Genomic DNA, 15115 nt, shown 5'->3' with positions numbered 1-15115 from the left:
GACAATCGGGGAATGCGAAAGGGAATTTGTTGTTTTCATTGAGGATTAGTAGCTAATCATGTATGATAGTAAACAGGGAAATAAATATATGTGATATGGGAATACCATGATTTAATGAACCGATTGAAGCAGTCATATGCGAACCAATAGATGCATGGAATGAGGTGCCGTTTTTTGAAAATTTCGACGAAGGGCCGTTATGGGCTAACAATTATGATGGAACTGGCGGCGAAGTTTGGTGAAGGACCGATTTCGCTCAAGAGCATTGCAGAGAAGAATCAGCTTTCCGAGCATTATCTCGAGCAGCTAATCGCTCCGCTTCGCAATGCAGGCCTAGTGAAGAGTGTACGTGGCGCTTACGGCGGCTATATCTTGTCGAAGGCAGTGGATCAGATTACAGCGGGCGACGTCATTCGCGTGCTTGAGGGACCAATCTCTCCGGTTGATTTTACAGAAGAAGATGATCCGGCTAAGCGAGATCTGTGGCTGCGCATTCGCGACAGCATTGCAAGCGTACTAGACTCTACAACGCTTTCGGACTTGATTACATTCAAGGAAGAAGGACAGATCGACAACTATATGTTCTATATTTAATAAGTACAGCAGCAGATGGTTGCGGTGCGTCCGCATTGCGGGTGGACCAGGAATTGAGGAATGAGAATGACCCAATATTATTTTGATCATGCGGCTACGACACCGATGAGACAAGAGGTCGCAGCCGCGATGCTCGCTGTTATGACGGGAGGCCCCGGCAACCCGTCCAGCATGCATCGTTATGGAAGAAGCGCTCGAGGACATATGAATCGTGCTCGTGATACAATAGCTTCCTTCATCGGAGCTAAGCCAACGGAGCTGCTGTTTACGTCAGGCGGAACTGAGAGTGACAATCTTGCCATTATTGGCGGAGCCCGGGCAATGAAGGCGAAGGGCAAGAATCACATTATTACGAGTGCTGCCGAGCATCATGCAGTGCTTCACACCTGCCAGTCTTTAGAATCCGAAGGGTTCGAGCTGACGGTACTGCCTGTCGATTCGAGCGGACAATTGTCCGTTGATGTAGTGCGTGATGCGATGACAGATCGTACAGGTCTTGTTAGTGTGATGTATGCGAACAATGAAGTTGGTACCGTACAGCCGATTGTTGAGATTGGTGAGCTTGTCCAGCAGCACGGAGCTCTTGTTCATGTCGATGCGGTACAAGCGCTAGGCTCGATTCCCATTCATGTCCAGTCGATGCCAGTTGATTTGATGAGCTTCTCCGCTCACAAAATCAATGGCCCACAAGGGGTGGGGGCATTGTACATCGCATCAGGATCTTCTGTTATCCCCATTGTTCACGGCGGTTCGCAGGAGCGTAAACGCAGGGCAGGTACAGAGAATGTAGCAGGTGTAGTCGGCTTCGCAGCTGCTGTTGAAGCGGCAGCGAAGGAAATGTCGTCTCATGCAGATCGAATGGAACAGCTTCGTCAGCACTGGATTTCGCTTATGAATACAGTGACGGATAGTCGAATCGTGCTGAACGGACATAAGACGGAGCGGCTTGCTCATATCGTGAATTTAAGTTTTCTAGACATTGATACCGAGACGATGCTGATGAACCTCGATATGGCAGGGATTGCTGCATCAGGTGGATCGGCGTGTACATCGGGCTCCCTGGAACGCTCTCATGTGCTAATGGCGATGGGGGTAGAACAGGAGCGTTTGATGACCGCTGTACGATTCAGCTTCGGAATGGGGAATACTTTGGAGGAATTGAGCGAAGCGGCACAATTAATTGAAACAATCGTCCGCCGAGTTCGTAAATAACTTCAAAGGGGCGTACCCGATGTGATCAAACTACAGCAGCTGATTGGGCTGCCGGTTGTCGATCTTCGTACGGGCAGACAAGCTGGTAAGGTGAAGGATGCTTGGTTCGATGAGCAGTGGATGATGCAAGGTGTCGTATTGGAAGCAGGTAAGTGGCTTTCGTCGAAGGACCGGATTGTCCATTGGAATCGCGTAGCTTCATGCGGCGAAGATGCCGTGCTGATCGATGGTGCGGAAGCTGTCGTTGTGAAGGACAAGACGGCTTCAGGCAGATGTTTTCAGACCGGACATCCGAAACTGAAAGATTTGCCAGTCGTTACAGTAGGTGGCACGCAGCTTGGTCGACTATCAGATGTTTATTTTGAGCCAATTCAGGGTACACAAATAGTAGGGTATGAACTAACGGATGGATTTATATCGGACTTGCTTGAAGGCCGTAAGTGGCTGCGAGCGCCGAAAGAATCGGAGACCGTATTGCTCGGGGAAGATGCGATTATCGTTCCGGCGTGCTGTGAAGCGCAGCTCCTGCCGGTCGCGCCTTCCGATTCGGATATAGGGAGAAATGAAAGATGATGAGATGTCCTAACTGTAATTCCAAAGACATCGGTAAGATCGGTTCCCATCAGTTTTATTGCTGGGGCTGCTTCATCGAACTGACGGTGAACGGCGAGAAAATGTCGGTCTATCAAGTAGAAGAAGATGGAACGCTGAGCTCGCTCGACGACCTATTCTTCGAGGAAGAGATGTCAGAAATTTCACAAATTCATGCAAACGGCTTATGATGCGTGTAACGTAGCGGGCGTCCAGAAGAGGGCGTCCGTTTGCGTTATTGGACTACATATAGGTGATGTATAGAGTAGAAACCGTGTGAACGATCGTTCGCACGGTTTTATTTATTGTAAGACAAGGATGATCCGGGGCGCTTGTACATATAATGATTGCGTATGCCGTTGTCTGCATGCAAGCGACTGCCGAAGACGCGCGAGCGGGTGGCCGCAAGGGAAGGAGGCGTACGCTTTGGAGCGATTTACGAATAACCGGATGTTTCGAATGCTGGTTTATCTCATACTTGCGCTTGTAGCGGCTTATATGCTGCTGCAGCTCAAGCCGATTTTTATGCAAATTTATACGTTCTTGAAAGCTGTTCTGGCACCGTTCTTCATCGCAATGATCATTTCCTATGTGCTGAATCCAATCGTGTCGATGTTGACCGATCGTAAGATGCCTCGGACGGTTGCCGTGCTGCTCATCTATGCGGTGTTCTGCGGTGCGCTGACGGTTATACTTATGAATATGATCCCGATGTTTATTAAGCAGGTGCAAGAGCTCAATGAGCATGCGCCTGAGTTAACGATACGTGCGAAGAGCTTGGTCGATGACCTGAACAACAATTCGATGCTGCCAGAGAGCATTCGGACGGGCATTAACAATGCGCTGTACAAGATGGAGAAGAAGTTATCGGAATCGCTTTTCGACTTCGTGAATAATATCGGCGCGATGGTGAGTGTTGTGTTTATCATGTTCATCATCCCGTTCCTGGCGTTCTATATATTGAAAGATTTTGAAGTGTTCGAACGAACGGTCATTACGTATGTGCCCAAGAGTCATCGTCAGCAGGCGGTCCGTCTGTTGAAGGATATTGATACTGCATTAGGCAGCTATATCCGCGGGCAGTTTCTCGTCTGCCTCATTATTGGCATCTTGGCCTACATCGGTTATTGGATTATCGGCATGCCGTACCCACTTCTGCTTGCGTCTGTTGTCGCGATTACAAACGTCATTCCTTACCTAGGCCCGTTCTTCGGTGCGGCCCCAGCGCTGTTAATGGCGGCAACCGTGTCGGTCAAAATGATGATTCTCGTCGTTGTCGTGAATACATTATGCCAAATACTTGAGGGCAATGTCGTATCGCCGCAAGTCGTCGGACGGACGCTGCATATGCATCCGCTGTCGATTATTCTCGCGCTGCTTGTCGGAGGGGAGCTGGCGGGCATTGCCGGAATGATTTTGGCCGTACCGATCTTCGCCGCATTGAAGGTTATCGTGCAGCATTTTTTCGCCTATTACGTACGCCGGAAGACCATTTGACAGAGTATTAAGGCAGCAGTATACTCTAGACAAGTATGTTTGTATCTATTGATCAATATTTGGCGAAATCCGAGATGAAGTCGAAGTATGCCATAGCCCGTCATTCAGAGAAGGATACCCTTCGCGCATGCAGCGCGATGGCTGTGAGGTTCCCATGACGAAGAATGGTTGAAGCTGGCTTCGGAGTGTGAACGAACTTCACCGGCAGGAACCGTTATCTTCCGCATAAGGCGATCGTCTAATAAGGTGCAGTGCGCTTGAAGACGATAACCAGGGTGGTACCGCGAGATTCTCGTCCCTGTTATTGACAGGGGCGTTTTTTGTTTGAATTTGTTTGAATATGAGACTTTATATGTCTTGTTGAACATTATTGTTGATTTGGGAGGCCGTTACTTATGAAAGCTAGTGAAATTCGTTCCAAATGGCTTGCTTTCTTCGAAAGCAAAGGACATCATATCGAGCCGAGCGCATCGCTCGTGCCGCACAACGATCCGTCGCTTCTCTGGATCAATGCAGGCATGGCGCCGCTCAAGCCTTATTTTGACGGACGTGTGAAGCCTGAGAACCCACGTATTACGAACTCGCAGAAGTGTATTCGTACGAACGACATCGAGAATGTTGGTAAGACGCGTCGTCACCATACATTCTTCGAAATGCTCGGCAACTTCTCGATCGGCGATTACTTCAAGGAAGAAGTTATTACGTGGGCATGGGAGTTCCTGACGGACAAGAAGTGGATCGGCTTCGATCCAGAGCGTCTGTCGGTAACGGTATACCCAGAGGACGAAGAAGCATTCAAATATTGGAATGAGAAAATCGGCCTTCCAGCAGAGCGTATTTACAAGCTGGAGGAGAACTTCTGGGACATTGGCGAAGGTCCATGCGGCCCTTGTACAGAAATCTTCTACGATCGCGGCGACAAATACGGCGATCTGAATGATCCAGAGTGCTGGCCTGGCGGAGAAAACGAGCGCTTCCTCGAAGTATGGAACCTCGTGTTCTCGCAATTCAACCATAACAAGGATGGCAGCTATACGCCGCTCCCTAACAAAAATATTGATACAGGCGCAGGTCTCGAACGTTTCGCCTCGATTCTGCAAGACGTGGATTCGAACTTCGACACGGACCTGTTCCGCCCAATCATTGACCGCACTTGCGAAATCGCTAGCGTTCAATACCATGTGAACGAAGAGCATGACGTTGCACTCAAAGTAATCGCGGACCATATCCGTACGGTTGCTTTCGCTGTAGGCGATGGGGTTCTTCCTTCGAACGAAGGCCGCGGCTACGTCATTCGCCGTTTGCTTCGCCGTGCGGTTCGCTATGGTAAAGCGCTAGGCGTAGACCGTCCGTTCCTGTTCGAACTGGTAAAAGTGGTTGGCGACGTAATGGGCGTATACTACCCAGAGGTTGTTGAGAAGCGCGAATTCATTGAGCGTGTTATCCGCACAGAAGAGGAGCGTTTCCACGAGACGTTGTCCGATGGTTTGACATTGCTTGCTGCACTCGTTACACAAGCACGTGAAGCAGGCAACAGTGAAATTAACGGCGATAATGCATTCCGTCTCTATGATACTTATGGCTTCCCGTTCGACCTGACGGAAGATTATGCGGCAGAGAATGGCATGACGGTTGACCGCGCAGGCTTCGATACGGCAATGGAAGCTCAACGTGAGCGCGCACGTGCTGCGCGTCAAGATACGGGCGGCATGAACGTTCAAGGCGGACCGCTGTCTGAACTGACGGAGAAAACGGAATTTGTCGGTTACACAGAACTGACATCCGCCGCAAAAATTACAGCGATCGTTCACGAGGATTCGCTCGTCGATCTTGCTGGCGCTGGAAGCCGTGTTCTCGTATTGCTTGACCGGACGCCATTCTATGCTGAGAGCGGCGGCCAAGTTGGCGACCGCGGTGTCATTGAAGGCAATGGTTTCGTTCTGAACGTAGAGGACGTTACGAAAGCGCCGCACGGCCAACCGGTTCATCACGCTGTTGTAGCTAGTGGAACAGTACGCGTGGGCGAGACTGTAGAGGCTGTTGTAGCGCGCGATCTTCGCGACGATATAATTAAGAACCACACAGCAACTCACTTGCTGCACAAGGCACTCAAAGAAGTGCTTGGTGAGCACGTTAACCAAGCGGGCTCGCTCGTGAAGGCTGACAGCCTGCGCTTTGACTTCTCGCACTTCGGTTCGATTACGGAGGAGGAGCTAGCTGATATCGAGCGCCGCGTGAATGAGCAAATCTGGCTCGGTACGCCGGTCGTCATTGAGAGCAAGCCAATCGCAGAAGCGAAAGCGATGGGCGCAATGGCATTGTTCGGTGAGAAATACGGCGATGTTGTGCGTGTTGTACAGGTTGGCAAATACAGCATTGAGCTGTGCGGCGGCATTCACGTCGGCAACACGTCCCAGATTGGAACGTTCAAGCTCATCGGCGAGAGCGGTATCGGTTCAGGTGTACGCCGTATCGAAGCTGTAACCGGCCGCCATGCTTATACGTACATGGAAAGCCAATTCGATCTGCTGAAGCAAGCTGCTGGCCTGCTGAAGTCGAATACGGCAGATGTTCCGAAGCGTATCGAAGCGCTGTTCGGTCAAGTGAAAGAGCTGGGCCGCGACAATGAGTCGCTGCAAGCGAAGCTGAGCCGCATCGAGGCGGGTTCATTGACGGATAAAGCGAAGACAGTTGCCGACATTACAGTACTGACGGCAGAAGTAAGCGCACCTAGCATGGACGCTCTTCGCGGCATTGTCGACGAGCTTAAGTCGAAGCTGACATCGGCTGTAATCGTACTTGGCGCTGTACAAGAAGATAAGGTCAACATTGTGGCATCCGTATCGCCTGATCTCGTGAAGAAAGGTCTCAACGCCGGCAAGCTTGTGAAGGAAGCAGCAACGCTGTGCGGCGGCGGTGGCGGCGGTCGTCCAGATATGGCACAAGCTGGCGGTAAGGACGCATCGAAGCTGGCTGAAGCATTGAAACTTGCGGAAGAACTAGTTCTTGCGCAAGCAAATGTGATATAGTAATAATTGACACTGCAGCATATAAAGCGGTTTCCAAAGTGAGGTGCTGGGATGAATTCGATGGACAAAACGATGAAATTCGACGTCAAGGCGGAAGGATTGGAAGCAACCGCGCAAGAGATTTTGCTCCAAGTGCATGATGCGCTATTGGATAAGGACTACAATCCGATCAACCAGATTGTCGGCTACCTGTTGTCCGGGGATCCCGCATACATTCCGCGGCACAACAATGCTAGAAGTTTGATTCGCAAGAAGGAACGGGACGAGTTAATCGAAGAGCTTGTACGATTCTACTTGAAGGAACATAAATAGACGGGAGCCTGGCATTACGTATGCGGATTATGGGTTTGGACTACGGCGACCGCAATATTGGCGTCGCCGTAAGCGACGCCTTCGGCTGGACAGCGCAGGGCACTGGCGTCGTGCATCGCAAACGCGACGGTGGCGAGTTCGATGAAATTGCCGCCCTCGTGAAGGAGCACGAAGTATCAGAAGTAGTGGTCGGTCTTCCGAAGAATATGAACGGTTCGATCGGACCACGTGGTGAAATTTGCATGGCATTTGCTGAAGAATTGAAGCAAAAGCTAAACTTACCTGTTCACCTATGGGATGAGCGGTTGACGACAGTGTCCGCTGAGCGAACGCTTCTGGAGGCTGACGTTAGCCGGAAAAAACGAAAGCAAGTCGTGGACAAGTTGGCTGCGACGCTCATTTTGCAAAATTATCTCGATTCTAGGACGAAAAGGTGAGGATGACAATGGCGAAGAACGAAAACCAATTTGAAGAGCCGGAAATTATCTATATTCCGGACGAAGACGGCAACGAGGAAGAGTTCGAAGTCATTATGAAGTTCGAGGTGGATGGCTCCGAGCACAAGTATATGATGGTTGTGCCGCTTGAGTCGGACAATGAGGAAGAAGATGAGGTATACGCGTTCCGTTATGAAGAGGAAGGCGATGACCTGAAGCTGTACACGATCGAAGACGAAGAAGAATGGAATATCGTCGAAGAGACATTTAATACGCTGCTTGGCGAACTGGACGAGAGCGACGAGGACTAACACCAGTCGCAATCGGCTAGAACGAGAAAGGGGAATTGTCCGATATGCACGAAGTTGAGATGGCGCCGCAGCGCGGAACGAAGCTGAAGGATAAATTCGGCAAGTTCGTTGAACTTACAAGCGAGGGCGGTACTGAAGAAGCTTATCGGATTATGTCCGAGTTTCAGCTTGGTGGTCAATATTACGCAGCGCTTCAATCGGAAGCGATGCGTGAAGAAGGCGAAGTCGAGATGCTGCGATTAATCGAGAACGGCGATGAGCTGGAGCTTGAGAACATCGAGAACGATGAAGAATGGGAAACGGCTGCCGAAGCATACGATATGCTTTGCTTCGATGATTCGAACAGCTAGTTACATCCTTATGCTGAAACAAGGTGAAATGGCTGCACCATCCTATTGATGGTGCGATGCGTTTCATTCCGGTAAACCATAAGCTGTCATATAAGTACTTCGAGTAAGGGCGGCCGACACCGCCCTTTTTCGCGGAAACGGAGGAGCATAAGTTGTCGCAATATCCGCAATCGTACCATGAGCAAGACGATTACGAACAATTCCCGATCGGGCCTCGCAAGAGCAGAATAACGATGTGGGTCATTTTATCGCTGCTCGGCATTATGCTGCTTGGCGCTGGAAGCGTTGTACTCTTCGTCTGGAATGGCCTTCGACCGACGGCGTCAGGTGATCCGGTTCGGATCGAGGTGAAGAGCGGTACGTCACCATTCAATCTGGCGGAACAGCTTGAGGACGAGGGTATTATCCGCAGTGCATTCATATTTAAATACTACTTGAAGTTGAAGGACGAAGGAAATCGCTTCCAGGCGGGCAGTTATGATATGTCGCCGGGCATGGAGTTGGATGCGGTTATTGCGAAGCTGAATGCTGGAGATACAGTTAAAGCGGAGACGGTGAAGTTTACGATTCCGGAAGGTTTCACAGCTGCGCAGATTGCTGAGAAGCTCGGGAGTGAAGGTATTGTCAGCCAGGATGAGTTAATGAAGCTGATCGACGAGAATCGGTCGTGGGAAGATGTTGATTCTATTCTGCAAATTCCGACGGACAATAAAGAGCTTCATCACCTGGAAGGTTATTTATTCCCAGAAACGTATGAGCTGAAGAAGGGTGCAACTGCTGAAGAAATCGTTAAGCGGATGCTCGCCGAGACGGATCGGAAGCTCAATACGGTGTCTGATCTTGATGAGAAGCTGGCAACACTAGGACTCAACCTGCATCAACTGCTTACGATTGCATCGCTTATCGAACGTGAAGTCGTTGTGGATGAGGAACGGCCGATTGTCGCAAGCGTTATATATAATCGGATCAAGGATGGGATGCCGCTTCAGATCGATGCGACGATTCAATATTTGCTGGACAAGCAGAAGGAACGTCTCATGGAAAAAGATCTTCAAGTCGAAAGCCCATATAATACGTACTTGAACAAAGGTCTCCCGCCGGGGCCAATTGCAAGCCCAAGCCTGAAGTCGATTGAGGCTGCATTGAATCCGGAAACGACCGATTATTTGTATTATGTAACGAAGAAAGACGGAACACAAACGCACTTGTTCGCAAAAACGTACAAGGAGCATTTGCGCAACATTGATGAGAGTAATAAAACCGCAGGGCAATAACGCACCGCGTTATCGTCGGATGGCGCATGATGATTGACGTAGGGGGCATCGCAGCATTTACGCTGTTGATGCTCTTGACGTTTTTTAGCGGATGCTTACAAGTAGAAGTATCGAAGAAGAAGCAAATTGCTAAGCATATGCTTACGAAGTAAGCAATTTGCTTACAAGTAGAAGTATCGAAGAAGAAGCAAATTGCTAAGCATATGCTTACGAAGTAAGCAATTTGCTTACAACTAGAAGTATCGAAGAAGAAGCAAATTGCTTTTAGGAGGAACAAGTATGACTGTTAAGAAACCGGAGCTGCTCGTAACGGCATCAGATTTGGATGAGCTTCAGCGACTGATTGCAGCGGGAGCAGATGCCGTATTGATTGGCGATTCGCGTTTCGGGACGCGAGTTCCTGGCGAATTCACATTGGAACAAATGGCAGAGGCAGTGTCGATCGCGAAGCAAGCGGATCGCGACGTTCGTATATATGTATCGATCAACAATATTATTGATAATAAGCTGGTCGATGAGATGCCTGCGTATGTAACGGAGCTGGAACGCATCGGCATTGATGCTGTGACATTCGGTGACCCTGCCGTGCTGATGGCTGTACGCGAGCATGCACCGAAGCTGGGGCTTCACTGGAATGCAGAGATGACGTCGACGAATCATGATACGGCGAACTTCTGGGGACGTCGTGGTGCAACTCGTTTCGTATGTGCACGCGAGCTGAACATGGAGCAAATTGCCGGTATGAAGGCTAAGACTTCGCTTGAGGTTCAAGTGCAGGTACATGGGATGACGAATATTTATCACTCCAAGCGCTCCCTTGTTCAGAGCTATATGGATTTCAAGCAGCTGGCTGAAGGGAATAGTGCAACAGGTGATCACTCGGACATGTACCTGATGGAAGCCGATCGTCCCGATGAGCGCTATCCGATCTTCGAAGATTCGAACGGTACACACATTATGAGTGCAGACGACCTATGCATGATTGAGAACTTGCAAGAGCTGATGGAAGCGAATATCGACAGCTTCAAAATTGAAGGACTGATGAAGTCCGTTGATTATAATGAAACGGTTGTACGTGCTTATCGAGCTGCGATCGATACGTATTGCAAAGACCCTGACCATTACCGATTCCAAGACGAATGGCTTGAAGCGATTCAAGCGAAGCAGCATCCCGATCGCGAACTGAGCTATGGCTTCTTCTACAAGGAACAGGTTTATTAAGAACATGAATACGATTGAGGTGACTAACATGGCGAATACAACATCAGAGACAGGACGCAAGCTGACCGGCAAACGTTATCGACTGGATCGCCCAGAGCTGCTCGCGCCAGCGGGCAATCTTGAGAAGCTGAAATTTGCAGTTCACTACGGCGCGGATGCGGTTTATATCGGTGGTCAAAAATACGGTCTCCGCTCGAACGCTGACAACTTCAGCTTCGAGGAAATGCGCGAAGGCGTTGAGTTTGCTGCGAAATATGGCGCGAAGGTGTTTGTAGCGACGAACATCTACGCCCACAATGAGGACATCGAAGGGCTTGAGGAGTACTTGAAGAGCCTCGAAGAAGCGGGTATCGCAGCGATTATTGCTGCGGATCCCATCATTATCGAGACAGCGCTGCGCGTAGCGCCGAAGCTGGAAGTACACTTAAGCACACAGCAGTCGACGCTGAACTGGCAGGCGGTTAAGTTCTGGAAGGACGAGGGCCTGCCGCGTGTCGTACTCGCGCGCGAAGCGAGCCTTGAAGAGATTGCTGAGATCAAAGAACATGTCGATATCGAGATTGAAGCGTTCATCCACGGTGCAATGTGTTCCTCCTTCTCCGGGCGCTGCGTACTGTCGAACCATTTTACAGACCGAGACTCTAATCGTGGTGGCTGCTGCCAATCATGCCGCTGGAAGTACGATCTGTTCGTCGATGCAGAGCAGTTCGAGGACAACGGAGAGCAGTTTACGATGGGTTCCAAAGACTTGTGCATGATCGAGCATCTGCCAGATCTTATTGAGGTCGGGATCGACAGCTTTAAGATTGAAGGCCGAATGAAGAGTATTCACTACGTAGCCACGGTTGTGAATGCGTATCGCCAGGCAATTGATGCGTATTTCGCCGATCCTGAAGGTTATGAACTGAAGCCGGAATGGATGGAAGAAATTTATAAAGCGGCGAATCGTCCGTTGAACACGGGCTTCTTCTTCGATACGCCAGGCGCTGAGGAGCATATTTACGGCCCAGAGGATAAAGGCTCACCGTATGATTTCGCAGGTATCGTCCTCGACTACGATGCAGAGACGGGTATTGCAACGATTCAACAGCGCAACCACTTCAAGCCGGGTCAAGAGATAGAGTTCGTCGGTCCAGGCGGTACGTTCTTCAAGCAAATCGTCGGCGAAATTTCCGATAAGGAAGGCCAATCTTTGGATGCGGCACGTCACCCACTGCAAGAAATTCGGATGGCTGTTACGCAACCAGTTAAACGAATGGACATGATGCGCAAACGGATCGGCAAAGGTTGATCTAGTGCATTTTAATGTGTAACTAAGAATAGGAGGTCTTTATGATCATTTCGCTTTAGGGCGGACTTGAGTCATAAAAGACTTTTTTTATTTTCCAATTGCAGTAATCAACTGGTGGAAAATAAGAAGCTTGTGAAGCAGACTGATGCGGGTTAAGTATAATAATTAGGCAGTCTCCGGGTATAGGCCATCCTTTGTGGATGGCCTATTTTGTTAAGTTTACGTAAATAAAATGCAATATTACGATGCGGGATTCGTTGGAAATTCGAAAAAGAAGCGATTTCCTTTTAGAAAAGGGTTACAAAAGACCTACGATTAACCGATATATAAATTACGCATTTTTATGTCTATTCCATGAGCAGGCGGTGTACCATCAATGGCAAAGAAGAACAAGGAGCCTAAATCAGTTAACGCGATAGGCAGTGAACAACAAGAGGACAAAAAGGGGAAACTGAATCTCAAGTTAATGCTTAAAGCAAAGCCAAGGCTCAAAATCAATACGCAAGACCTTAGTTGGTCAAGGATGAAGTGGGCCAATCCTCGGCGTTCGGTAGGGGCTAAGCTGTTTCTGTTTATTTTCGTAAGTATTCTTGCGTGTGTGCTTGTCGTAGGAACGCTGGCATACAACAAATCGAAAAGTATCATCCGTGAGAATGCTGCGGATTCAAACTACCAAACGATTCAGCAGGCAGCCGGTAAGCTAAAATTGCTGTTCGATAATTATGAGACACTGACGCTGCAAGTCATGGTGGATACAGCGATTCAAGAACAGCTAAGCATTATTCGGGATGATTCATTAGCCCAGTTCGACCGCTTCCAAGCGACGACGAAAGTGAACAGCTTGCTGCAGAAGTATATTCTGAGCAACAGCTCGATCGCTAACGGTTATTTGATCCCGTTGCAGGCAGGCGCTTATTCGCTGGGCAGCTCGGCTTTTGACCAAGAGCTGGCAGAGAAGAGCGACTGGTATCAGACGGTTAAAGAATCACAAGGGCAATCGTACTGGATCGAGACGAAGGTGGAAGGCGTTGCAGGCACCTCAGCTGAACCAACGCTTGGTGTATCACGTCTCTTGAAGAGCAGTGTAACTAGCGAGCCAATCTTCGTGCTTGTTTTTGAAATTAAATTAAGCGCCATTCAAGATGCACTTGGTGAGATTTCGCTTGGTGACGGCAGTATTGTATCGATCGTGGATACGAAAAACCGTTATGTCATGTATCCAGGCGATGATGCAAATGCGAAGGCGAAGCTCGGAACGGAAGCAGACGTTGCACTTCCAGCATTCGTCGTTGATGGAGACAATGGCGGTTCTCTCGAAGTGAATGACACGGAAGGTACAAGCGTTATCGCGGCATATTCTGAGGTTAATAGTGCGGGTTGGCGTATTGTCGGCAAGACACCAATTAACGAGCTTGTCAGCGATGCGAATGCGATTTTCGTACTGACGTTTATTGTAACAGCAGCAGCAGCAGTTGCAGCAATTGTAATCTGCTACTTCATGATTCGCATGTTTGCGAATCCACTCGTACAGCTTCGCAATTTGATGAATGAAGGCGAGCGCGGTAATCTGAGCGTCCGGCTTCATTTGAACCGGAAGGATGAAATCGGTCAACTGACCGACAGCTTCAACCGGATGATGACCGAGATTACATCTCTCGTTGATCAGACAAGCGGTACAGCTGATGAAGTATTGGCTACTGCAAGCGTCCTGACGGAAGCATCGCGTAAAACAGCGGTATCAGCGAAGGAAATTGCAGTTGCAACGGAAGAGATCGCAGGCGGTGCAACAAGCCTTGCAATTGAGGCAGAGCGTGGCAGTGACTTAACAACGACGATTAGTACACAAATGCAAAACCTGTTGAGCAACAATCAATCGATGGAAGCTTCGGCTACAACGGTGCAGCAGGCAAGTGAGCAGGGTACAAGCTACATGAATGTACTCATCGAGAAGACAGGTCTGACGGAGCAAATGACGCGCAGCATGGTGGAGAAGGTAGACCGACTGAAGGACTCGACTTCTTCCATTCGTAAAATTCTCGATGTGTTGAATAACCTGACGAAACAAACGAACATTCTATCGCTTAATGCAACGATCGAAGCGGCACGTGCGGGTGTAGCGGGCAAAGGCTTCATGGTCGTCGCAGACGAAATTCGTAAGCTGGCTGATCAATCTCGTCATTCCATTGATGTCGTTGCTCAAATTACGGATACGATTCAGCGTGAAATTGATGAGACGGTAGAGGTATTGACAGAAGCTCATCCAATCTTCCAAGAGCAAGTTTCGTCGGTAAAAGAGACGAACCAGATCTTCATGGCGGTTCAGTCGCATATGTCGCAATTCAGCGATAGCCTCGGCTCGGTAACCGAAGCGATCGGTAAGCTGGACGAGTCCCAATCCGTATTGTCCGATGCGATGACAAGCGTCAGTGCAGTAGCGGAACAATCGTCCGCGACATCCCAAGAAGTTGCTTCCCTCAGCAATGAGCAGCTAAGCGTCAGCGAAGAGCTCGTCAAGCTGTCCAACCGTCTGGAGGACGCATCCAACAAGCTCCAACAATCACTCTCTCGCTTCACAACAAAAAGCGAAGCGTAACATTAGTTAAGTCAAGTAGGGGCTGTCCCAAAAGTCATTAGACTTTGGGACGGCCCCTTGTGTTTCAATGAACTGCAAAGGCTGCTGCGCAGAGCGAATGTTCTTACGATCGCTGTTGTCACCGGATTGCTCTGAATGGGTAAGATCGTGACAAGGTAGCAATCCGTTGACAAGGCGACCGCTGACATTTCTTCAGAATCATTCGTCTGCTCCGCTGCTGGCAGTATTTTGTTTTTAGACAAACAAAAAAAAGAAACAGCCTTTTGGTAAAATGGAACTGCCACCAACCATGAACTATGACCCGTAAGAAGGACACTTTTAAAAAAGTGACCCTCTTACGGGTCATTTGTGTTTTAATCAAGGGAAGAGGAGTGGATCGGATTGGGGAAAGTGCAACGGATCA

At 49.2% G+C, this 15115-nt stretch carries 14 protein-coding genes; all 14 read left to right on the top strand.

Annotation, left to right across the window (positions count from 1 at the left end; genetic code table 11):
* Positions 1–174 precede the first annotated feature (174 nt).
* Positions 175–594 carry a cysteine metabolism transcriptional regulator CymR gene (gene cymR / locus DFQ01_RS30405; protein WP_110047656.1) on the top strand — a complete coding sequence of 140 codons (420 nt, stop codon included), beginning with the start codon at positions 175–177 and terminating at the stop codon, positions 592–594.
* A 66-nt stretch (positions 595–660) separates the two neighbouring features.
* Positions 661–1806 (top strand): cysteine desulfurase family protein, encoded by a 1146-nt coding sequence (locus DFQ01_RS30400; protein ID WP_110047655.1) that lies wholly within the window; start codon positions 661–663, stop codon positions 1804–1806.
* 21 nt (positions 1807–1827) lie between these two features.
* Positions 1828–2379, top strand: coding sequence for a PRC-barrel domain-containing protein (locus DFQ01_RS30395; protein WP_110047654.1), 552 nt, complete (start codon positions 1828–1830; stop codon positions 2377–2379).
* Entirely contained in the window at positions 2376–2588 is a 213-nt protein-coding gene (locus DFQ01_RS30390) for a hypothetical protein (RefSeq protein ID WP_110047653.1), read from the top strand. The genes DFQ01_RS30395 and DFQ01_RS30390 overlap by 4 nt, the downstream gene beginning before the upstream one ends.
* A gap of 235 nt (positions 2589–2823) precedes the next feature.
* Positions 2824–3894 carry an AI-2E family transporter gene (locus DFQ01_RS30385; RefSeq protein WP_110047652.1) on the top strand — a complete coding sequence of 357 codons (1071 nt, stop codon included), beginning with the start codon at positions 2824–2826 and terminating at the stop codon, positions 3892–3894.
* A 395-nt stretch (positions 3895–4289) separates the two neighbouring features.
* The gene (gene alaS / locus DFQ01_RS30380; protein WP_110047651.1) at positions 4290–6923 is read left to right on the top strand and encodes an alanine--tRNA ligase; all 2634 of its coding nucleotides are present in this window, start codon (positions 4290–4292) and stop codon (positions 6921–6923) included.
* Between the two features lie 51 nt (positions 6924–6974).
* Entirely contained in the window at positions 6975–7235 is a 261-nt protein-coding gene (locus tag DFQ01_RS30375; protein ID WP_110047650.1) for an IreB family regulatory phosphoprotein, read from the top strand.
* A gap of 20 nt (positions 7236–7255) precedes the next feature.
* Complete coding sequence (ruvX, locus tag DFQ01_RS30370; RefSeq protein WP_110047649.1) at positions 7256–7672, top strand: Holliday junction resolvase RuvX; 417 nt, start codon at positions 7256–7258, stop codon at positions 7670–7672.
* Between the two features lie 8 nt (positions 7673–7680).
* Complete coding sequence (locus tag DFQ01_RS30365; protein WP_110047648.1) at positions 7681–7983, top strand: DUF1292 domain-containing protein; 303 nt, start codon at positions 7681–7683, stop codon at positions 7981–7983.
* A gap of 44 nt (positions 7984–8027) precedes the next feature.
* Complete coding sequence (locus tag DFQ01_RS30360) at positions 8028–8333, top strand: DUF1292 domain-containing protein (protein ID WP_245946956.1); 306 nt, start codon at positions 8028–8030, stop codon at positions 8331–8333.
* Between the two features lie 152 nt (positions 8334–8485).
* Positions 8486–9607, top strand: a complete 1122-nt coding sequence (gene mltG, locus DFQ01_RS30355; protein WP_245946954.1) for an endolytic transglycosylase MltG — start codon at positions 8486–8488, stop codon at positions 9605–9607.
* Positions 9608–9886: 279 nt separating this feature from the next.
* Entirely contained in the window at positions 9887–10828 is a 942-nt protein-coding gene (locus tag DFQ01_RS30350) for a peptidase U32 family protein (RefSeq protein WP_110047647.1), read from the top strand.
* A gap of 28 nt (positions 10829–10856) precedes the next feature.
* Positions 10857–12119: a peptidase U32 family protein gene (locus DFQ01_RS30345; protein WP_110047646.1), complete on the top strand. Its 1263-nt coding sequence runs from the start codon at positions 10857–10859 to the stop codon at positions 12117–12119.
* A 376-nt stretch (positions 12120–12495) separates the two neighbouring features.
* Positions 12496–14712, top strand: coding sequence for a methyl-accepting chemotaxis protein (locus DFQ01_RS30340; RefSeq protein ID WP_245946952.1), 2217 nt, complete (start codon positions 12496–12498; stop codon positions 14710–14712).
* Positions 14713–15115: the final 403 nt, after the last annotated feature.

Origin of the sequence: Paenibacillus cellulosilyticus (assembly GCF_003182255.1) — a bacterium.
GTDB lineage: Bacteria > Bacillota > Bacilli > Paenibacillales > Paenibacillaceae > Paenibacillus_T > Paenibacillus_T cellulosilyticus.
Note: the sequence above shows the minus strand (reverse complement) of the source record. Positions and strands in the feature narration are given on the sequence as shown.

What these genes read in the sequence shown, in the direction of transcription:
- DFQ01_RS30400 (WP_110047655.1), top strand. Translation starts at nt 661, where the DNA reads ATGACCCAATATTATTTTGATCATGCGGCTACGACACCGATGAGACAA.
- DFQ01_RS30390 (WP_110047653.1), top strand. Translation starts at nt 2,376, where the DNA reads ATGATGAGATGTCCTAACTGTAATTCCAAAGACATCGGTAAGATCGGT.
- alaS (WP_110047651.1), top strand. Translation starts at nt 4,290, where the DNA reads ATGAAAGCTAGTGAAATTCGTTCCAAATGGCTTGCTTTCTTCGAAAGC.
- DFQ01_RS30375 (WP_110047650.1), top strand. Translation starts at nt 6,975, where the DNA reads ATGAATTCGATGGACAAAACGATGAAATTCGACGTCAAGGCGGAAGGA.
- ruvX (WP_110047649.1), top strand. Translation starts at nt 7,256, where the DNA reads ATGCGGATTATGGGTTTGGACTACGGCGACCGCAATATTGGCGTCGCC.
- DFQ01_RS30365 (WP_110047648.1), top strand. Translation starts at nt 7,681, where the DNA reads ATGGCGAAGAACGAAAACCAATTTGAAGAGCCGGAAATTATCTATATT.
- DFQ01_RS30360 (WP_245946956.1), top strand. Translation starts at nt 8,028, where the DNA reads ATGCACGAAGTTGAGATGGCGCCGCAGCGCGGAACGAAGCTGAAGGAT.
- DFQ01_RS30350 (WP_110047647.1), top strand. Translation starts at nt 9,887, where the DNA reads ATGACTGTTAAGAAACCGGAGCTGCTCGTAACGGCATCAGATTTGGAT.
- DFQ01_RS30345 (WP_110047646.1), top strand. Translation starts at nt 10,857, where the DNA reads ATGGCGAATACAACATCAGAGACAGGACGCAAGCTGACCGGCAAACGT.
- DFQ01_RS30340 (WP_245946952.1), top strand. Translation starts at nt 12,496, where the DNA reads ATGGCAAAGAAGAACAAGGAGCCTAAATCAGTTAACGCGATAGGCAGT.